The following is an 18,061-nucleotide window of genomic DNA, read 5'->3' on the forward strand; positions in this document are numbered from 1 at the left end:
GATTTTTAATAATAGCAGGTTGAGTTAACCTTGTTGACTTATAAAGATAAAGCTCTTCCTTTTTAAGATTTATTTTTTTAAAATCTCAATATCAAATCCTTCGGCAGCCTTATATTCTAATGCATCCTTTTCCTTGCTATAAATTAATATACTTCCAGTCTCCGCATTCTCAATAAGGTCTATCGTATACTTCAAAAGTTTTGGATAAATACTATCAAGGCTCTCAAAATTTTCAAGCTCGCTTGCAACCTTTAATAGGGTTTCATTGGTTTTTAACACCTTAATATTTTGCTTTTTTAAATTTATAGTTCTAACCAAAAGTATGATACAAAGTAAACTTAAAGAAATATTTAATAATTCCATAACCCCCGACCTTTCTAGAACATATCCTTTTTAGCAAGGATATAGGTAACAAGAGCTGAAATACCGCTAATAATAAGTATTACTATATAAAATCCATAGGGATGTTCACCAAAGGGAACAGGAACGTTCATTCCAAAAGTCCCGATATAACAGTTGGAATAGAAAGAACTATGGTAATAGATGCTAAAAACTTCATAACTATATTTAAATTATTTGAGATAATAGAAGCAAAGGCATCCATAGTTCCACTTAAAATGTTGCTGTAAATGTTTGCCATTTCAATCGCCTGTTTATTTTCTATTATAACCTCTTCTAAAACATCCTGATCCTCTGGATATTTCTGCATTATCTCAAGTTTTAACATTTTTTCTAATGTAATTTCATTGGATTTTAACGAAGTTGAAAAATACACAAGGCTTTTTCTAATGAAAGAAGCTGAATAAGCTCTTTATTTCTCATGGACTTATGAAGCCTTGCCTCAATAATATGGCTTGTTTTGTCAATTTGCTTAAGATAACAAAGATAATATGATGCCACCTTGTAAAGTATTTGAAGTATAAATCTTGATTTTTTAAAGGTAAAAAGGATTTTACTTTGTTTGCAAGAAAATCGTCGATTACTTTATTTTCCTTTAAACAAATCGTGACTATAACATTATCGTTTAAAACAATGCCTAAAGGTATTGTATAATACTGAAGGGATTTTTCCTTGACATCCATAATAGGAATATCGATGATAACCGAAATCTGTTCACCGTCAACTTCGATTCTGGAACTTTCCTCCTCGTCAAGGGGTGCCCTTAAAAATTCTATCAAAAGGCCTGTTTTTGCGAAACGTATTCAAGTTCTGTCTCCGTTGGATTAGTAAGATTAATCCAGCACCCCTTTTCAATGCTATCGATTTCAAATGTCTGTCCTTCCAAGTTGGTTTTAAATATTTGCAGCATATTTCCACTCCCTTCCTGAGCCTATTTAGGCTCAGGAAGGACCTAAATAGGCTCTATATTAAATTAATGCAACTGACGGGTAAATCTTCCATATAGAACACCTCATCACAAAAATTTTTATCCATTTTTACTTTACAACATCGTAAGAAAAAAACAAGTTTAAATTTATCCATATAAATTCACACAAAAATCACAGGGTTATCAACATATTTATTCACAAGCTGTTGATAACCCTGTGGATATTGGAATATAATAGAAATATATGTAATTAATGGGGTGGTCCTGTGAAAAAATTAATGGGAATTATAATGTCCTTTTTTATCCTTCTCCAATCCATTGTGTTTGCAGCTCCCTTTAACTCCCAAAACGTTTTTAACCTAATAAAGGAACTATCTAATGAAAAATATCGTGGAAGATTATCCGGTGATATAGGAAATGAATTAGCCTGCGATTTAGTAGCTGAAAAATTTAAAAGGGCTAATTTAATACCAATAGGAGATAATAAAACCTACTTTCAATCCTTCTACGCCTTTGTTCCCTTCATTAACGGCAAAGCAAGTTTTAAAGTATATGATAGTAATAAACTTATTAAGGAATATGTTTATGGAACCGATTATAAAGAAGTAATATATGGCCTTTCAATTGGAGGAGAAGTTAAAGGTAAAATTTATTCCGATGACTCTAAAAGGGAAATATATTTATTGCTATTGATAGACCCTTTGAATCTAATTCTACATACGATTTTGATAAAGAGCTTTTATCAAAGGGTATAAAGGCGATAATCTATATATCAGATAATAGAATGGATTTCAAAAGCACCTATAAGTTTCAAAATGAATACAAAGAAGGTCTTGTAAAAATCGTATTAGACAATAAATATTTTGATGAAATACTTAAATTTCAGAAAAAAGGATATACCTTTGAGATAAAAAGCCCATTAGAATTTAAAAAGGTTAAAACAAAAATGTCGTTGCAATGAAAAGGGCATTAAAAAAGGAAGGCTATCCAGTAATTTTTACAGCCCATATCGACCATGTGGGATTTGATGCCATAAACAGAATTTATCCTGGGGCCCTTGATAACGCATCCGGTGTTGCTTTTTTAGTGGAGCTTGCCAACTTCTTTAAAGACAAATATACCAGTAGAGACATTATATTCGTTGCCTTTAACGCCGAAGAAGAGGGACTTTTAGGATCATACTACTTTGTAAATCATCCCCCTGTTCCTTTGGAAAATGCTGAATGTATAAATTTTGATATGATCGGCACTAAAAGGATATCCCTCTAACCGCATTAAAATCTGTATACTCATTAAACAGGAGCGATTCTATCGATGCTTTTCTTAATAGTCATAAGCTAGGTAGAAGTTATGAAGACAATAGCGATCACGTTCCCTTTAACCTTAAAAATATAAGCGCAGTTACTTTCATCCACGATGACACGGATAAAATTCATACTCCCTATGATACAATTGAAAACATTAGCGTCAATAAAATAAACGAAGCCTTCTTAGTAGTTGATGATTTTTTAAAGGCAAGGAAAGTTTTTATAGAAAAGAGCGAAATAATTGAGAATAGATATGTAGTTTATATATTAACTTCAATATTTTTAATCGTGTTTGTTTTGATATATTCAAATGTTTTAAAAAAGGAAAAAACCATATCATAAAAAATAGACCCGGAATATCCGGATCTATTTTTTATTTTCCATCTTTAAATATGCATTTATAAAATCGTCGATTTCTCCATCCATAACAGCTTGAATATTTCCAATTTCAACTCCGGTTCTATGATCCTTAACAAGGGTATAGGGCTGGAATACATAACTTCTTATCTGGCTTCCCCAGCCTATTTCCTTTTGCTCTCCAGTAAGGTCCTCTATCTTTTCCTTTCTTTCCCTTTCTTTAAGCTCAATTAGCTTTGCCTTTAGCATCTTCATTGCCATTTCTCTATTGGAGTGTTGGCTCCTTTCGCTCTGGCAGGAAACTACTATTCCAGTTGGAAGGTGGGTTATTCTAACGGCAGACTCAGTCTTGTTAACATACTGCCCACCTGCCCCACCTGAGCGGAAGGTATCTATCTTTATATCTTCATCCCTTATTTCTATATCCTGATCATCGGTAATTTCAGGTAAAACTTCAACAGAAGCAAAGGATGTATGCCTCTTTCCTGCAGCATCGAAGGGTGAAATTCTTACAAGTCTATGAACACCCTTTTCAGCTTTTAAATAACCATAAGCATATTCCCCTTTTATTTCTAATGTTACGCTCTTTACTCCTGCCTCATCACCTGGTAAAAGTCTACGGTCTCTACTTTATAGCCTTTGCCTTCCGCCCACCTTGTATACATCCTTAAGAGCATAGAAGCCCAATCGCAGGCCTCTGTGCCACCTGCTCCAGCATGGATGGTTAATATAGCATCGTTTTTATCGTATTCTCCAGAGAGCATCGTCTCTATCCTAAAGGCTTCTATATTTTTTCAAGGTCGTGCCTTTCTTCTGCGATTTCATCAAGATGAGAGTAGTCCTCCTCTTCATCACAAAGCTCAATTAAAACCTCAAGATCCTCCACTCTTTTTAAAAGGCTCTCATATCTTTCTACTTTATCCTTTAGGGATTTTGCCCTTTGAACTATCTTTTGAGCCTCCTCAATGTTGTTCCAAAAGTCAGCATCCTGCATCTTGGTTTCTAATTCTTCAACTTCCTTTTTAAGCCTTGGGATGTCAAAGAGAAGCCCCCACTTCTTCTAGGATTCTTTTCATTGGTTCAATTGCTGAATAATGTTCTTCAAATTGAATGTGCATCCTATCGCCTCCTTATACGTTTCTTCCACAACAATTTTTATATTTTTTACCGCTTCCACATGGGCATGGATCGTTTCTTCCTATTTTTTCTGATTTTCTAACAGGCTGCTTTTTAACAGAATCATCATAGTTCGTTGAAGTAGGCTCTGCTACCCTCTCCCTTTCAACCTTTCTTTCAGGTTTTACTCTAAACAGGAATCTTAATGTATCTTCTTTGATGCTATAGATCATCTCATCAAACATATTCATACCTTCAATTTGATACTCCTGAACAGGGTCCCTTTGTCTATATGCTCTAAGGCCTATTCCCTGCTTTAGATGTTCCATAGCATCTATGTGGTCAATCCACTTTGTATCAACCGTCCTTAAAAGAACAACCCTTTCGATTTCTCTAAATATGTTTTCTTCAAATTCCTTTTCCTTTTCCTCATAAGCTTTATTAATTGTATCTGTAATTTTTTCTAGGATTTCATCCTTTGAAAGCGGATCTAACTGCTGTTCGCTAATTTTTACCATAAATACGTCTTCAATATATCTTGAAAGTCCCTTAAGGTCCCATTCTTCCCTATGCCTATCATCAGTTACATGGGCATTGACTATAGATGTAACAACATCTATGATCATACCCTTTATGCTGTCCTTTAAGTTTTCTCCCTCTAAAACCTTTTTCCTTTGGGAATATATTATTTCTCTTTGTCTGTTTAAAACATCGTCAAACTGCAATAGGGATTTTCTTATTTCAAAGTTGTTTGCCTCAACCCTCTTTTGGGCCTGTTCTATTGCATTTGTAACCATCTTACTTTCAATAGGCTCATCGTCAGGAAGACCAAGCTTTGATACTATATCCTTTATCCTATCTGAACCAAAGAGCCTCATCAAATCATCTTCTAAGGAAACATAAAATCTTGAACATCCTGGGTCCCCTTGACGGCCAGCACGTCCTCTTAGCTGATTGTCTATTCTCCTTGACTCGTGCCTTTCGGTTCCTATTATTTTAAGTCCTCCAAGTTCAGCAACACCCTCACCAAGTTTTATGTCGGTTCCACGACCAGCCATGTTTGTTGCAATGGTTACCATACCTCTTTCTCCGGCATGGGCAACTATTTCTGCTTCCTTTTCATGGTATTTTGCGTTGAGAACCTGATGAGGAATACCTCTTTTCTTTAACATGGTTGATAGCATTTCTGATTTTTCAATGCTTATCGTTCCAACTAGAACAGGCTGCCCGGTTTTATGGGTTTCAACTATTTCCTCAACGATGGCATCAAATTTTGCCTTTTCTGTCTTATATACAACATCCGGATGGTCTACTCTAATCATAGGCCTATTTGTTGGAATTACTATAACATCAAGTCCGTATATTTCTCTAAATTCTGCCTCTTCGGTTTGGGCAGTTCCTGTCATACCGGCAATTTTTTCATATAGTCTAAAGTAGTTTTGGAAGGTAATAGTAGCAAGGGTCTTTGACTCCCTTTCTATTTTAACTCCTTCCTTTGCTTCAATTGCCTGATGAAGGCCATCTGAATATCTTCTTCCATACATCAATCTTCCGGTAAACTCATCTACTATAATAACTTCCCCATCTTTTACAACATAATCGATATCCCTTTTCATAAGGGCATGGGCCTTTAGGGCTTGAATTACATGGTGCTGTATCTCCATGTTCTCTGGATCTGCATAGTTTTCAAGATTAAAGAATTTTTCTGCTTTATCTATACCGCTTTGGGTTAATGTAACTGCATGTTGTTTTTCGTCAACTTCATAATCTTCATCCTTTTTCAATGTCCTAACAAACATGTCAGCAACTTCATATAGCCTTGTTGATTTTTCACCAGCACCTGAGATTATAAGAGGAGTTCTAGCTTCATCTATAAGGATTGAGTCAACTTCGTCAATTATGGCATAATGAAGGTCCCTTTGAACCATCTCTTCTTTGTAGATAACCATATTATCCCTTAAATAGTCAAAGCCAAATTCATTATTAGTTCCATAGGTGATGTCGCAATTATATGCCCTTCTTCTTTCCTCTGCATCAAGGTCATGGGTAATAACACCAACAGTAAGACCTAAAAATTCATAAATCTTACCCATCCATTCCCTGTCACGCTTTGCAAGGTAGTCGTTTACAGTTACAACATGAACTCCCTTACCTGTTAAGGCATTAAGGTAAGCAGGCAAAGTTGCCACTAATGTTTTTCCTTCTCCTGTCTTCATTTCAGCAATTCTTCCTTGATGAAGAACGATGCCACCTAAAAGCTGAACTCTAAAATGCTTCATTCCAAGGGTTCTCCAAGCAGCCTCCCTGACAACTGCAAAGGCCTCTGGCAAAATATCATCGAGGGTTTCGCCCCTTTGAAGCCTTTCCTTAAACTCGAAGGTCTTATTTCTAAGCTCTTCATCTGAAAGACCTTCCATAGTTTTTTCAAGGCTTTCTATTTTATCGACTATTGGCATTAGCCTTTTAATTTCCCTTTCACTGTGAGTTCCAAATATCTTTTCTAAAAGTCCCATCCTACCACCTTCCTTTAAAGCAATACTAATATTTTAACATATTTTAATTAATTTAACAATCACAAGAAATAAGGCACGATTAACGTGCCTTCACGATTAATCGTGCCTTATATTTCTGGCTCTATTATACCGTAGTTACCGTCCTTTCTTTTATAAACCACATTAACCTCTTCTGTATTTGCATTTCTAAATACAAAGAAGTTATGGCCTAAAAGCTCCATTTCAAGTATTGCCTCTTCGACATCCATTGGCTTTACTGAAAACCTTTTTTCTTAACTATCTTGCCCTCTTCATCCTCATCGTAATCCCTATATTCAGGTATATCTAAGAATTTCAATGTCTCTCCATTGTGAACCCTCTTTTGTAATTTAGTTTTATGTTTGATTATTTGCCTTTCTATTTTTTCAACTACATTATCTATGGATGTATACATATCACCGCTTGATTCTTCGCCCCTTAATATCATCCCGTTAAATGGTATTGTAACCTCAATTATCTGCCTATTCTTTTGAACTGATAAAGTAACATGCGCCTCCTGTTCTGGACTAAAATACTTTTCAAGCTTGCCAAGCTTTTTTCTACAACATCCTTTAGAGCATCTGTTAAAACTATGTTCTTTCCCGTAATCATAAATTTCATAAGATCTACCCCTTTCAAGTGGTCTAAGGGAAAAATTTCTTATTTTAATTTTAATATTTTCTGAAAATTTAATCAAGTCCTTTTTACTAAAGTGTGAAAAATGTTAATATGTTGATATTTATCTGTGGATAATGTGGACAAATTTGTGCATAACTTGAATTTCAAAGGGTTTTTATCAACAATTAATGTTAATATCTTTTTATATTTTGTGCAAAAATATAAAAAGAAATACAAAAGGATATGGCATTGATTAGCTGACCTGGTCTTTGCCCCCACACTCGCCTGCTGGGAGTTTTGCTTAAGGTGTATGCCTCTCACTAATCCTCCTCTCGGTTTTACCGGCAGGACTTACTTCTAAGCCGCACCATGCTCATCAGACTTTGTCTGACTTACGTGGGTCGTTTCGCCTGCGACTGGCATCGACTTTCAACCACAGACCTAATCATGCCATATCCTTATGACGCAAAGGTCAAAACTATTACTTTTTTAGCCTTACACTTTTTTAAGGCTTCGGATGCATAATGGGCTGTTGCCCCGGTTGTAAATACATCATCCACAATAAGAATTGTTTTCCCTTGAAGGTCCTCGTTACAATCAAAAACCCCCTTAACATTATACCATCTATTTTCATCTTTGAATAGTGTTTGAGACTTAGTATCTTTTATTTTTTCTATGCAATCGTTAAAAGGAATAAACGTGAGCTTTGAAAGTTCCTTTGCAATTAAAAGAGCTTGATTGTATCCTCTTAGTTTCAACCTTCTCTTGGAAATTGGAATTGGAACAATGAGATCAAATTTTATTTTATTCTCATCTATTGTATCCTTCATAAAAAACGCTATAACTTTGCTCAGTTCAACTTTTTCTTTATATTTCAATCTTCTTACTATGTCCTTAGCTACCTTGTCATACTTAAATACAGAATATACCTCATCAAAGGCTACCTCTATAGGATAAGCATTTATAACCCTTTTAGATAATTTGCTTTTTAAAATCTCCGTATAGCAGAAGGTGCAAAGTCCAAATTTTTCTTCTTGAAGTCTTCCATAGTTTAAACAATATTTTGTTTCAGGAAACAAAATATTGAAAAGGGCATCTATTGCTTCACAAACCCCTTTTCCCAGGCGGCTTTGTTTAAACTTCTTATACACTTTTTGGCTAAAGAGATTCCCTCCGTTTCATTTTCGGCAACAAATAAAACCTCCCCAACTTTTTTGTTTTTCCCAAGGGCTGCAAGGGCAGATAAATAAATTAAAATTTCTTCGTCATAACATTCATCATGGGCATTTAAAACTATAACGTTTACATTTTCTGAAAAGTTTTTAGAAATACTAAAATCGCTGGTTAAATATATCCTTTTTGTTCCCTTCAAAAACGTTAAAAAATCGCTTTTTGACTCAATTTGATTTTTATTTATACCCTCCATTATAAGGTAATTCAATATTGTTGATATTTGCATCCTCTTAGGGATAAAAACTATTGTTTTGCTTCCATCCTTGATGGACCATCTTAAAGTATCTAAAGCAAGATCAGGAAGATAAAATCCCTCCCTTAGAACCTTTGATATCTCAATCCTTGGTTCAGGAATTAGATGGTTGCCATGAGAATAGGGTAAAAATGTAATTTCAAAGCTGAGTCCTTTATACCTTTCGGGATTTATACAAGCTACTATAAACTTCCCCTTGTCCTTGCAAGCCTTTTTGCCGCAAAGTGCAGCAATTTCTCTTTATTAAATGCCCTATAAATATCGTTCAATAAAACCAAATCAAAGGCTTTGTAAAAAGGAACATAATTAGATTTGTAGGATATAACTATATCGTTATTTCTAAAATCTTCAAATTTATCATGAATTATTGATATTTTTTGTTATAAAAGGTTGATTTTAAATTTTCTAATGCTTCATATGCCTCATTAAAGCTTGTTATATATAGGACCTTACCACCAGTTTTCAAAACTTCGGAAAAGGAAGGGTAAAGCATATCTAAACTAAATGAATGGGGAGCTGAGAAAATAAGCCCATTATTTTTCTTGGATTTTATAAAATCTAATAGATCAAGGGCGATATCTTCCTTTACGTCCTTTAATTTAGGAAGTTTATATCCTAAACCTTGTCTTAATGAGAAATTATAGTTATCTGCAGCATAAATCAATAGATCCGATTCTTTAAAATTAAATTGGCAGCCTTCGCAAACCCTTCTTCTACAGAAATTGCAATAAAGTTTTTCTCCTTCTTCTCTAAAGGCAGGAAGAATTGAAACCCTTCTTTCACAGTATAATACCTGTAATATATCAAGCAGATAATCATATTGATAATATCTTTTAAAATGATCGATGATATCATTTAAGGTTAAAACCCTACCTATTATTTTACCCTCCACAAATTCTATATCTTCCTTTGATGGTAGAACATATCCTAAAGATATTTTTTTATATTCTGCCTTTAGACTATTTTTTTTAATCTCCTTTTTCACTAAAAAGTCAGTATTTTTTATTATTTTATCAAGCATAGATGTTTTATTTATTTTATCAATAATGCTCTTAGCCCTATCAATTGAAATCTTACCTATTACCTCAAAGGATTCAATATTTCTTGTCCTTTTTAAAATTTCGTGGTCTATATACGGATTAAAGGAAAAATCATATATAGCCCCACCCGTCCCCTTGGCTTTATACAAATAAACCTCCATCGGATCACCTCTATTTAATTGACGAAATAACATCTATTATTCTGTTTTTTAGACCAGAAAATCTATTAAAGGTTTTGTCGTTTGAGATCATAAAGCTTAGGGCTTGTTTCATCCCGACAAGCACCACAAGTTTCTTAGCCCTTGTCACAGCTGTATATATTAAATTTCTCGTCATAAGCATCGGTGGCCCAAAGGAAACTGGAACAACTATTACAGGAAATTCGCTTCCTTGACTTTTATGAATTGTTATGGCATAGGCTAGATCCAGTTCATCAAGATTTGAAAAGTCATACACCACCCTTTTATCATCGAAGGCAACAGTCACCTTTTGTTCCTCATCGTCTATTTTTTCTATAAAACCTATATCACCATTAAAAACTCCAACCCCTGACCATCTATCGAAAAATCCCCTTCCCATTGTAGACTGTAGTTATTTTTGGTTTGCATAACCTTATCGCCTTCTCTAAAAATGATGTCTCTAACCTCTTTTTCTGCCTTTTTACTCGAAGGAGGATTTAAAATCCTTTGAAGCTCTTTATTCAAATTCAATACTCCATTTTCTCCCTTTCTCATAGGAGATAAAACCTGTATATCCTTTAAAGGGTCAAAACCCTCCTTAAAGCTTGGAAGCCTTCTGTCTACAAGATTTAAAATCTCTTCTAAAATATCTTGAGGATTGTTCTTTTGAATAAAGAAAAAATCTTTATCTTTTTCATTAAGAAAAGGCATCTCACCATTATTTATTTTATGTGCATTTATAGCAATAAGACTCTCATTTTTTGTCTAAATACTCTATTTAATCTAACAACTACAACACCCTTGCTTTCTATTATATCCCTTAAAACATTTCCAGGACCTACAGAAGGGAGCTGATCTACGTCCCCAACAATAATAAGCCTTTTACCCATGTCGATGGCCTTTAACAAACTATTCATAAGGAGGATATCCACCATCGAGGCCTCATCTACTATGATCACATCCTGATCTAATGGATTATACTCATCCCTTGCAAAGCAAGGGCCATTTTCAGATTCTAAAAACTCCATCTCAAGGAGCCTGTGAATAGTTTTTGCTTCTTCTAAAGTGGCCTCCGTAATTCTCTTTGCAGCCCTCCCTGTTGGAGCACAAAGGGCAACCTCAAGACCCTTTTTATTAAAAATTTTTATAATACATTTTATTATCGTAGTTTTCCCTGTGCCAGGACCTCCAGTTATTACACAAACACCATTCGAAACTGCCTTAATTATTGCCTCCCTTTGTTCATCAGCTAATTTAATATTATTTTCCTTCTCAAAATCCTTAATCTCCTTATCTATCCATTCAAGATCTTCTTTAATTGTTTGAAGGGATAATTCTATAAGTTTTTGGCAACCTTAAGCTCAGCAAAGTAATAAGGTGATAAATAATAAACTTCTTGATTATCTATATCATCCCTTACAACATCCTTTGACTCAATAAGGCTTATAATCTCATTTTCTATAAGCTCATAGGGGATGTTAAGTAGTTTATAGGCCTCCTCCAAAAGCTCCAATTTAGGAAGATAAACATGTCCGTTTGATATGCAGTTTGCAAGGACATATTTTATTCCTGCCCTAATTCTATATTTTGAAGTTAAATCTATCCCAATGCTTCGTGCTATTTTATCTGCCGTTTTAAATCCTATTCCATTTACCTCATCACAAAGTCTATAGGGGTTTTCTTTGACGACCCTTATTGTTTCATTTCCATATCTTTTGAAAATTTTAATCCCTAAGTTTGTTGAAATACCATAGCTTTGTAGGAAAATAAGGACATTTCTTAATTCTCTCTGTTCGTTGAAAGCTTCAGAAATCCTTTGGGCTTTTTTTCTCCTATTCCGTCAACTTCTGTTAACCTTTCCGGGTTCATTTCTATTATCTCTAAAGTGTCTTTGCCAAACTTTTCTACAATTTTTTAGCAGTTACCGGACCTATTCCAGGAATAAGCCCTGATGCCAAATATTTTTCTATTCCTTCTATGGTATTAGGCTTAACCTCTTCGTAGCCAGTAAGCTTAATTTGTTGTCCAAAGGTCGGATGAACTACCCACTCGCCTGAAACCTTTATTCTAATTCCTTCGCTAATATAGGGCATTGTTCCTACGACTGAAATGAGCTCATTATTATGTCTTAGTTTGATAACTGTATATCCATTTTCTTCATTTCTAAAAACTATATTCTCAACTAATCCTTCTATTTCTATCATTCTCATCACCTATTCCAAAAGCTTTTTAAGATAGAGTATCTCATTTAATATAAAGGCAATATCCCCCTTTGTCGCAGGGGCGTTAAAGTCAAATTTATCTAATTTAATTTTATCACAAAATTCCTTTTCTAAAGTTTTAACTAATTTTGTCCTTTTAATAACAGACCTATAGCTTTCTATAAAAAAATTTTTGTCCATCTTTTAAAAGGATTTCTCCTTCTTCTATTTTATCAATAAAATGAAAATTAATATAGCCATAAACTTCATCCCTTGACGTCCTGGGTTTTCTAATTTTTATTGGAAGTAAGATTTCCTTTTCATTTAATACAAGAGGAATAATGTTCTTTTGATTTAACACTTTTCTACATTTTCTTCTAACCTCTTTAAAATCCAGCATTCTTTCTTTAAATATGTTTTTGAGCATATTGGAAAGTTTTATATAAACAATTCTTTCTCCCTTTTCATCCTTTACCTTGCAAACATCCCCTACTCCCTCTAAATAGAAAGGCAAGATATATATAAGCATGATATCAACCCCTTCCATTTTATTACAAGAAAATTATAATACGAACATTTGTTCGGTGTCAAATTTTAATTTTTCTTTCAATTTTTTTAATTTTTTGTTATAATCTTTATGGGGATGGGGGTGTTATATTGTCTAAATTAAAAAATAACTTTTTCCTTAATAATTTAAACGGAGTTTTGCAGATCATCGCAGTGAATTTAGTTACTTCCTTTGCAGGACTGTTTTTAAAAAGATTAAATGCAAATGATGAGCTTGTCTCGCTTTTTAATTCACTTCCAGCTTTTTTCAGTATCCTTGCGATATTTATAGGTGGAATTATTTTAACAAATACAAAAACAAAAAGCGAACAACATCCTTCGCTTTTTTAATAACGAGGTTTTTTATATTTTAATCGCACTTGTTCCCTTTTACCTGATAAATTAAGGCCAATAGCCTTTGTAATATTATACAGTGCAATGAATTTTCCAAATTCTATTGCAGTATTTTTATGGCAGTCATTTATTGCAGACATATTTCCACCTGGAGATAGGGAGGCAAGTTTAGCATCAAGAAACAGCATTGCAACAATAGCAGGAACTGCAACAACTCTTGTTACAGGATTCCTACTGACTTCTCTTTCAAAAATAAATCCCAGCTTATAACCTTTTATCAAATAGCCTTTGTTATAGCCTTTTTTATTGGAATAATCGAGGTTATAACTTTATTAATGCATAAAGAGAGAAAAATGCTGCATATGCAGAAGTTTCAACTAACGGTAATAAAATATCTTTAGATTTTTTGATAAACCTTCCAAAACATAAGGAATATTTTGTTTTTATAATCTGCGTCATCATTTTTCATTTTACATGGCAAATGGCTTGGCCACTTTTTTAACCTATGAGGTAGATTATCTTAAAACGAACGAGATGTGGGCAGCTATTATATCGACTATAAACGGAATTGCAATGGCATATGGATATAGGTTTTGGGGACGTTTTTCTAAAAATAACGGCAATTCTGCTGCAATAACTATTGCCTCATTAGGCATGGCCCTTGCACCCTTTTTCTATTCTATATCTACCAAAATATATCATGTTACATATTTTGTTGCTCTTACAGGCTTTAGTGTATCAGGGGTTATGTTACTTCTTTTAAACTCGTTATATGAGGTATCCCCAAGAGAAAATAGGACCTCCTTTATCGCCTTTTATAATCTTGTAACTAATATAACTTTAGTAATTTCTCCTTGGATAGGAATGAGACTATCGCATTTTACAGGCATAAAAACTGCCTTTGTGATAGTAGGATTTTTAAGAATCCTTTCTGGATTGACGTTTCTTATGAGGCATAAAAAACAACAAGTTGAAGTATTATAATTATCAAAAATAGGATTAAGAGTGAGGGAACCCCCGCCCTTAATCCTTGATCGACGCAATTGTTCTCGATAGCTCATTTATGCTCTCGGAAAGTTTCTCCAGTTTACCTTCCACCCTAACTAGGAGGTAAATGGATAAAACTATTGGAAAGCCTAAATTGGCTATCTGATTTAAAATACCATCCATATTATCACCCTTATCTTACGGCATAATCAGTAACATCCCTTGAAATCACGCTTGCCCCCATTATTGAAACTAAATTCCCGCCTGTTGAATCAAATATGTTTTTGCTAATATAAGCTGCATTAAATTCCTTATTTCCTCCGTCGTTATTCCATCCTTAACATAAGGGATGTTTATTGAAACATTTCTACCTGCTGTATTTTGGAAAACCATCTGTAAAGTCTTCATCAAAATCCCCCTTTCTTTAAGTGTTAAAAGGTCATTCCCATTAAGCATTAATAAGCTGTGATACGTCTTGTCTTACAACGTTTTGAATTGGTCCTTCAAGTAATGTTTCAATTGCTGCAACAACATCAAAAACGTCCTGATCAGCTGCAGTTGGTTTTACCCTTCTTAGTGTTACAGCCCTTTCGATGTCATTGCCGTTTTGGTCAACCCCAAGCTTTACCCTAAAAACAACATTTGAAGTAACCTTTACTGCTGTAACTGCCATCTCTCTCACCTCCTTAACAAATAAATAGGGACGGTTCTTAATTTTTTATACAATCAAAAAATTAAGAACCGTCCCTAAAACTTAAACTTAGGTGCCAGGCACCTAAGTTTAAGTTTTACATCATTTCCGCAACTATCTTCTTGATTTCTTCTACTTTATCAAGTCTTTCCCATGGAAGATCAAGGTCTGTTCTTCCAAAGTGTCCATAAGCTGCAACTTGTCTATAGATTGGTCTTCTAAGATCAAGATTCTTTATAATAGCAGCTGGTCTTAAGTCGAATACTCTATTTACTATTTCAACTATCTTATCATCTGGAAGCTTTCCTGTCCCAAATGTTTCGACTTCAATTGAAACTGGTCTTGCAACTCCTATTGCATAAGCTATTTCAATTTCAAGCTTATCAGCAAGTCCTGCAGCAACAAGGTTCTTTGCTACCCATCTTGCAGCATATGCAGCTGAACGGTCAACCTTTGTTGGGTCCTTTCCTGAGAAGGCCCCGCCACCATGTCTTCCGTATCCACCGTATGTATCAACTATTATCTTTCTTCCTGTTAAGCCTGAGTCTCCGTGTGGTCCACCGATTACGAATCTTCCTGTTGGGTTAATTAAATATTTTGTATTTTCATCTAAAAGATTAGCAGGAACAACCTTTCTTATAACATGTTCTATAATGTCTCTTTCTATTTGTTCCCTTGTTACTTCTGGGCTATGTTGTGTTGAAACAACTATTGTATCTACTCTTACTGGTTTGTCATCATGATATTCAACTGTGACTTGAGTCTTTCCATCAGGTCTTAGATATTCTAAAGTTCCATTCTTTCTAACTTCAGCAAGTCTTCTTGCAAGCTTGTGAGCGAGTGCTATTGGAAGAGGCATGTATTCTGGTGTTTCATTGCAAGCAAAACCAAACATCATACCTTGGTCTCCTGCTCCAATAGCTTCTATTGCGTCCATTTCTCCCTTTTAGCTTCAAGAGCCTTGTCAACGCCCATTGCTATATCTGGTGATTGTTCGTCTATTGAAGTTAAAACTGCACATGTATCTGCGTCAAAACCATACTTAGCTCTTGTATATCCTATTTCTTCTACTGTCTTTCTTACTATCTTTGGAATATCAACATAGCATTTTGTTGTTATCTCTCCCATAACAAGAACCATACCAGTAGTTACTGCTGTTTCGCAAGCAACTCTAGCTTCAGGGTCCTGTGCAAGTATCGCATCTAGTATCGCATCTGAAATCTGGTCACACACTTTATCTGGATGACCCTCTGTAACTGATTCTGAAGTGAAAAGTCTTTTTACCATTCTAAAACCTCCTTTTTAAAAGTATCTTACTTTTATATTATTTTTCATTTTTAACTATTTTTATAAGCTCTAAACATTATGTATTAAAAAAGCCCCTTCTGACAAGAAGAGGCTTAATACTCGTCCTCATCTCCCAGAATGTTTCCATTCTGCAGGAATTGGCACCTTGCTTTATGCAGGTTGCCGGGTTTCATCGGGCCCGTCCCTCCACCTCTCTTGATAAGGATAACCTTATCATATTTAATTTTAGCGCGAACTGCCTCCACTCTTTGAAAGGGTGGGTTCGTGGTTAAGATAACTTTTGTTACCAGATTCTCCACGCTCAAAGGACTGTTCCGTCCCCAACAATACCACTATGTGGTTGGTTTAGCTTGATTTCGCTATATAATTATTTTATATTTTATATTTTTTTAAGTCAAGAGACATTCATCACCCACACAGAAGTGGCGACTTCTGCCACTGATTAGTTAAAATTTTATACAAATAAAAAGACGCTTTAAAGCGTCTTTTTGGTGGAGCGGGGTGGATTCGAACCACCGAAGGCGTCTGCCAACAGATTTACAGTCTGCCCCCTTTGGCCGCTCGGGAACCGCTCCATGTGGAGCCGGCTATAGGACTCGAACCTACAACCTACTGATTACAAGTCAGTTGCTCTACCATTGAGCTAAGCCGGCATATCTGGTGGGCACCACAGGGCTCGAACCTGTGACCCTCTGCTTGTAAGGCAGATGCTCTCCCAGCTGAGCTAGGCGCCCACGCTTTATTTTGTTTTCCCGTCGCTCACCAGCGACATTATTAAGTATACATAAGATTACTCTTTTTTCAACGTTCATTATTTATTATTACACTAAATTATATCTTTTATACTCACATTATCTCTTTATTTCTCTTGTTTTCTCCTATATATCATAAAAAATTTTAATCAGAATTAAAATGCTTCTTCACAGGAAAGCATAAATACTGATATATTTTATATATATAGGTCTCAAGGCAGTGGTAATTATGCAAAGAATACTTGGTAGATTAAGAAAATGTATTCAGGAGTTTAACATGCTCCAAAATGGTGATAGGGTTGTTGTTGGGCTCTCAGGTGGCAAGGATAGCACTCTTTTACTATACGCCCTTTCCCTTTATCAAAGGTTTAGTCCACAGAAATTTGAACTAGGTGCAATAACTATAGACATGGGACTTGAAGGGATGGACCTTACCCCTCTTATAGAATTTACTGAACGACTTAACGTCCCATATAAAATAGTGCAAACTGATATTGCTAAAATAGTATTTGATATAAGAAAGGAAACAAATCCTTGTTCTCTTTGTGCAAAATTAAGGCGAGGTGCTTTATACAACACTGCAAAGGAAATGGGATATAACAAAATAGCCCTTGCCCATCATGCAGATGATGCAATAGAAACCCTTTTAATGTCCTTATTCTTCGAAGGCAGAATAAGCACCTTCTCGCCAATAACATATTTTGAAGATAAAGACATTTATCTAATAAGGCCCTTTGTTTATCTATATGAAAAGGATATAAGAAGTGCTGCAAAGAAAAATAATATCCCTGTAGTAAAAATTTATGTCCTGCCAATGGTAAGACCCAAAGGCAAAGCATAAAGGAACTTATATGGCAACTCCAAAAACTATTCCTGATATTAAAGATAACATGTTGGGTGCTATTGAAAATATTGAAGAACTTAATATATGGGATAAGGAAAAATTGAGAAGTTTATGTAATAAATAGGGCATATGCCCTATTTGAAATTAATATTTACATCATAATAATTATCGAAAATGTATCCTGCTTCGTCTTCAATTGTGTTTTCATCATAATAAAACACACCTTCTACTTTTTCCGCCTTTAATGTAAATATAGAAACTAAAGTCATAAAAGTAATTATAATAACGATGATTATATTAAAATACTTTTTCAAGTTATCACCCCTCTTAGTTTTTTCTTTATTATTTTTTCTTAAAATAGCAAAAATATACAACCTCCAGTAATAAATGTTTCTTTAAGTCTGTATATATGAATTG

General features: G+C 34.6%; 21 protein-coding genes, 3 tRNA genes, 5 pseudogenes and 1 riboswitch. Of the genes and pseudogenes, 7 read left to right on the plus strand and 22 right to left on the minus strand.

The window, feature by feature from the left end:
* Nucleotides 1-69: 69 nt before the first annotated feature.
* The 4 genes from PWK10_RS13245 to PWK10_RS18890 all read right to left on the minus strand — a co-directional run bounded on the left by PWK10_RS13245 (nucleotide 70) and on the right by PWK10_RS18890 (nucleotide 1,309).
* Nucleotides 70-363 carry a hypothetical protein gene (locus tag PWK10_RS13245; protein WP_274766368.1) on the minus strand — a complete coding sequence of 98 codons (294 nt, stop codon included), beginning with the start codon at nucleotides 361-363 and terminating at the stop codon, nucleotides 70-72.
* 127 nt (nucleotides 364-490) lie between these two features.
* The gene (locus PWK10_RS18880; RefSeq protein ID WP_342455529.1) at nucleotides 491-775 is read right to left on the minus strand and encodes a CorA family divalent cation transporter; all 285 of its coding nucleotides are present in this window, start codon (nucleotides 773-775) and stop codon (nucleotides 491-493) included.
* Between the two features lie 43 nt (nucleotides 776-818).
* On the minus strand, nucleotides 819-1,178 hold the full coding sequence (locus tag PWK10_RS18885) for a CorA family divalent cation transporter (RefSeq protein WP_342455530.1): 360 nt from the start codon (nucleotides 1,176-1,178) through the stop codon (nucleotides 819-821).
* Nucleotides 1,175-1,309 carry a hypothetical protein gene (locus PWK10_RS18890; protein WP_342455531.1) on the minus strand — a complete coding sequence of 45 codons (135 nt, stop codon included), beginning with the start codon at nucleotides 1,307-1,309 and terminating at the stop codon, nucleotides 1,175-1,177. The genes PWK10_RS18885 and PWK10_RS18890 overlap by 4 nt, the downstream gene beginning before the upstream one ends.
* 284 nt (nucleotides 1,310-1,593) lie before the next feature.
* Between PWK10_RS18890 and PWK10_RS13255 the strand changes: the two genes are divergently transcribed.
* Genes PWK10_RS13255 through PWK10_RS20025 form a run of 4 tightly spaced genes read left to right on the plus strand, consistent with a single transcriptional unit; the run spans nucleotide 1,594 to nucleotide 2,976 of the window.
* A complete protein-coding gene (locus tag PWK10_RS13255) occupies nucleotides 1,594-2,082 on the plus strand; it encodes a hypothetical protein (RefSeq protein WP_274766369.1) in 489 nt (162 codons plus the stop codon).
* A 29-nt stretch (nucleotides 2,083-2,111) separates the two neighbouring features.
* A complete protein-coding gene (locus PWK10_RS13260; RefSeq protein ID WP_274766370.1) occupies nucleotides 2,112-2,288 on the plus strand; it encodes a hypothetical protein in 177 nt (58 codons plus the stop codon).
* The gene (locus tag PWK10_RS13265; protein ID WP_274766371.1) at nucleotides 2,285-2,596 is read left to right on the plus strand and encodes a M28 family peptidase; all 312 of its coding nucleotides are present in this window, start codon (nucleotides 2,285-2,287) and stop codon (nucleotides 2,594-2,596) included. The genes PWK10_RS13260 and PWK10_RS13265 overlap by 4 nt, the downstream gene beginning before the upstream one ends.
* Before the next feature lie 41 nt (nucleotides 2,597-2,637).
* Complete coding sequence (locus PWK10_RS20025; protein WP_446715380.1) at nucleotides 2,638-2,976, plus strand: M28 family peptidase; 339 nt, start codon at nucleotides 2,638-2,640, stop codon at nucleotides 2,974-2,976.
* Nucleotides 2,977-3,000: 24 nt separating this feature from the next.
* Here the strand turns inward: PWK10_RS20025 and prfB are convergent.
* The 9 genes and pseudogenes from prfB to PWK10_RS13310 all read right to left on the minus strand — a co-directional run bounded on the left by prfB (nucleotide 3,001) and on the right by PWK10_RS13310 (nucleotide 12,691).
* Nucleotides 3,001-4,109: pseudogene (prfB, locus tag PWK10_RS13270) on the minus strand (peptide chain release factor 2).
* Between the two features lie 12 nt (nucleotides 4,110-4,121).
* The gene (gene secA / locus PWK10_RS13275; protein ID WP_274766372.1) at nucleotides 4,122-6,620 is read right to left on the minus strand and encodes a preprotein translocase subunit SecA; all 2,499 of its coding nucleotides are present in this window, start codon (nucleotides 6,618-6,620) and stop codon (nucleotides 4,122-4,124) included.
* Between the two features lie 107 nt (nucleotides 6,621-6,727).
* Nucleotides 6,728-7,259 (minus strand): annotated as a pseudogene (gene hpf, locus PWK10_RS13280) (ribosome hibernation-promoting factor, HPF/YfiA family).
* A gap of 455 nt (nucleotides 7,260-7,714) precedes the next feature.
* A complete protein-coding gene (locus tag PWK10_RS13285) occupies nucleotides 7,715-8,335 on the minus strand; it encodes a ComF family protein (RefSeq protein ID WP_274766373.1) in 621 nt (206 codons plus the stop codon).
* A gap of 17 nt (nucleotides 8,336-8,352) precedes the next feature.
* Nucleotides 8,353-8,715, minus strand: a complete 363-nt coding sequence (locus PWK10_RS13290; protein ID WP_274766374.1) for a hypothetical protein — start codon at nucleotides 8,713-8,715, stop codon at nucleotides 8,353-8,355.
* Nucleotides 8,716-9,106: 391 nt separating this feature from the next.
* Complete coding sequence (locus PWK10_RS13295; RefSeq protein WP_274766375.1) at nucleotides 9,107-9,931, minus strand: hypothetical protein; 825 nt, start codon at nucleotides 9,929-9,931, stop codon at nucleotides 9,107-9,109.
* Between the two features lie 22 nt (nucleotides 9,932-9,953).
* A pseudogene (gene recD2 / locus PWK10_RS13300) lies at nucleotides 9,954-12,165 on the minus strand (SF1B family DNA helicase RecD2).
* A 9-nt stretch (nucleotides 12,166-12,174) separates the two neighbouring features.
* Complete coding sequence (locus tag PWK10_RS13305; protein WP_274766376.1) at nucleotides 12,175-12,363, minus strand: hypothetical protein; 189 nt, start codon at nucleotides 12,361-12,363, stop codon at nucleotides 12,175-12,177.
* Nucleotides 12,332-12,691, minus strand: a complete 360-nt coding sequence (locus tag PWK10_RS13310) for a hypothetical protein (protein WP_274766377.1) — start codon at nucleotides 12,689-12,691, stop codon at nucleotides 12,332-12,334. The genes PWK10_RS13305 and PWK10_RS13310 overlap by 32 nt, the downstream gene beginning before the upstream one ends.
* A gap of 128 nt (nucleotides 12,692-12,819) precedes the next feature.
* Between PWK10_RS13310 and PWK10_RS13315 the strand changes: the two genes are divergently transcribed.
* Entirely contained in the window at nucleotides 12,820-13,059 is a 240-nt protein-coding gene (locus tag PWK10_RS13315; protein ID WP_274766378.1) for a hypothetical protein, read from the plus strand.
* Here the strand turns inward: PWK10_RS13315 and PWK10_RS13320 are convergent.
* A complete protein-coding gene (locus PWK10_RS13320) occupies nucleotides 13,056-13,343 on the minus strand; it encodes a hypothetical protein (protein ID WP_274766379.1) in 288 nt (95 codons plus the stop codon). The genes PWK10_RS13315 and PWK10_RS13320 overlap by 4 nt on opposite strands.
* A gap of 193 nt (nucleotides 13,344-13,536) precedes the next feature.
* On the opposite strand from PWK10_RS13320, the gene PWK10_RS13325 reads away from it, so the two are divergent.
* Complete coding sequence (locus PWK10_RS13325) at nucleotides 13,537-14,046, plus strand: MFS transporter (RefSeq protein ID WP_274766380.1); 510 nt, start codon at nucleotides 13,537-13,539, stop codon at nucleotides 14,044-14,046.
* Between the two features lie 39 nt (nucleotides 14,047-14,085).
* On the opposite strand, the gene PWK10_RS13330 is transcribed toward PWK10_RS13325, so the two are convergent.
* From PWK10_RS13330 to PWK10_RS13360, 7 genes and pseudogenes are all read right to left on the minus strand, one after another.
* On the minus strand, nucleotides 14,086-14,232 hold the full coding sequence (locus tag PWK10_RS13330) for a YvrJ family protein (protein WP_008907755.1): 147 nt from the start codon (nucleotides 14,230-14,232) through the stop codon (nucleotides 14,086-14,088).
* A 69-nt stretch (nucleotides 14,233-14,301) separates the two neighbouring features.
* Complete coding sequence (locus PWK10_RS13335) at nucleotides 14,302-14,457, minus strand: DUF2922 domain-containing protein (protein ID WP_274766381.1); 156 nt, start codon at nucleotides 14,455-14,457, stop codon at nucleotides 14,302-14,304.
* A 40-nt stretch (nucleotides 14,458-14,497) separates the two neighbouring features.
* A complete protein-coding gene (locus tag PWK10_RS13340; RefSeq protein ID WP_008907753.1) occupies nucleotides 14,498-14,722 on the minus strand; it encodes a DUF1659 domain-containing protein in 225 nt (74 codons plus the stop codon).
* A 115-nt stretch (nucleotides 14,723-14,837) separates the two neighbouring features.
* Nucleotides 14,838-16,027: pseudogene (metK, locus tag PWK10_RS13345) on the minus strand (methionine adenosyltransferase).
* A 123-nt stretch (nucleotides 16,028-16,150) separates the two neighbouring features.
* Nucleotides 16,151-16,253, minus strand: a riboswitch (SAM riboswitch).
* Nucleotides 16,254-16,537: 284 nt separating this feature from the next.
* A tRNA-Tyr gene (locus PWK10_RS13350) sits at nucleotides 16,538-16,623 on the minus strand.
* 3 nt (nucleotides 16,624-16,626) lie between these two features.
* Nucleotides 16,627-16,701 (minus strand) — tRNA-Thr (locus PWK10_RS13355).
* 5 nt (nucleotides 16,702-16,706) lie between these two features.
* A tRNA-Val gene (locus PWK10_RS13360) sits at nucleotides 16,707-16,782 on the minus strand.
* Nucleotides 16,783-17,029: 247 nt separating this feature from the next.
* Here PWK10_RS13360 and PWK10_RS13365 point away from each other — a divergent pair.
* Nucleotides 17,030-17,768: pseudogene (locus tag PWK10_RS13365) on the plus strand (tRNA lysidine(34) synthetase).
* 10 nt (nucleotides 17,769-17,778) lie between these two features.
* Here the strand turns inward: PWK10_RS13365 and PWK10_RS13370 are convergent.
* Complete coding sequence (locus PWK10_RS13370; protein ID WP_274766382.1) at nucleotides 17,779-18,018, minus strand: hypothetical protein; 240 nt, start codon at nucleotides 18,016-18,018, stop codon at nucleotides 17,779-17,781.
* Between the last annotated feature and the right edge of the window lie 43 nt (nucleotides 18,019-18,061).

Origin of the sequence: Caloramator sp. Dgby_cultured_2 (assembly GCF_028872215.1) — a bacterium.
Lineage (GTDB): Bacteria > Bacillota > Clostridia > Clostridiales > Caloramatoraceae > Caloramator > Caloramator australicus.

Bases quoted from the DNA above. Each gene is read 5' to 3' on its own strand.
- secA (WP_274766372.1), bottom strand. From the start codon at position 6,620: ATGGGACTTTTAGAAAAGATATTTGGAACTCACAGTGAAAGGGAAATT.
- PWK10_RS13325 (WP_274766380.1), top strand. From the start codon at position 13,537: ATGGCAAATGGCTTGGCCACTTTTTTAACCTATGAGGTAGATTATCTT.
- PWK10_RS13305 (WP_274766376.1), bottom strand. From the start codon at position 12,363: ATGGACAAAAATTTTTTTATAGAAAGCTATAGGTCTGTTATTAAAAGG.
- PWK10_RS13340 (WP_008907753.1), bottom strand. From the start codon at position 14,722: ATGGCAGTTACAGCAGTAAAGGTTACTTCAAATGTTGTTTTTAGGGTA.
- PWK10_RS13330 (WP_008907755.1), bottom strand. From the start codon at position 14,232: ATGGATGGTATTTTAAATCAGATAGCCAATTTAGGCTTTCCAATAGTT.
- PWK10_RS13290 (WP_274766374.1), bottom strand. From the start codon at position 8,715: ATGCAAATATCAACAATATTGAATTACCTTATAATGGAGGGTATAAAT.
- PWK10_RS13245 (WP_274766368.1), bottom strand. From the start codon at position 363: ATGGAATTATTAAATATTTCTTTAAGTTTACTTTGTATCATACTTTTG.
- PWK10_RS13335 (WP_274766381.1), bottom strand. From the start codon at position 14,457: ATGAAGACTTTACAGATGGTTTTCCAAAATACAGCAGGTAGAAATGTT.
- PWK10_RS13265 (WP_274766371.1), top strand. From the start codon at position 2,285: ATGAAAAGGGCATTAAAAAAGGAAGGCTATCCAGTAATTTTTACAGCC.
- PWK10_RS18890 (WP_342455531.1), bottom strand. From the start codon at position 1,309: ATGCTGCAAATATTTAAAACCAACTTGGAAGGACAGACATTTGAAATC.
- PWK10_RS13260 (WP_274766370.1), top strand. From the start codon at position 2,112: ATGGATTTCAAAAGCACCTATAAGTTTCAAAATGAATACAAAGAAGGT.
- PWK10_RS13310 (WP_274766377.1), bottom strand. From the start codon at position 12,691: ATGCTTATATATATCTTGCCTTTCTATTTAGAGGGAGTAGGGGATGTT.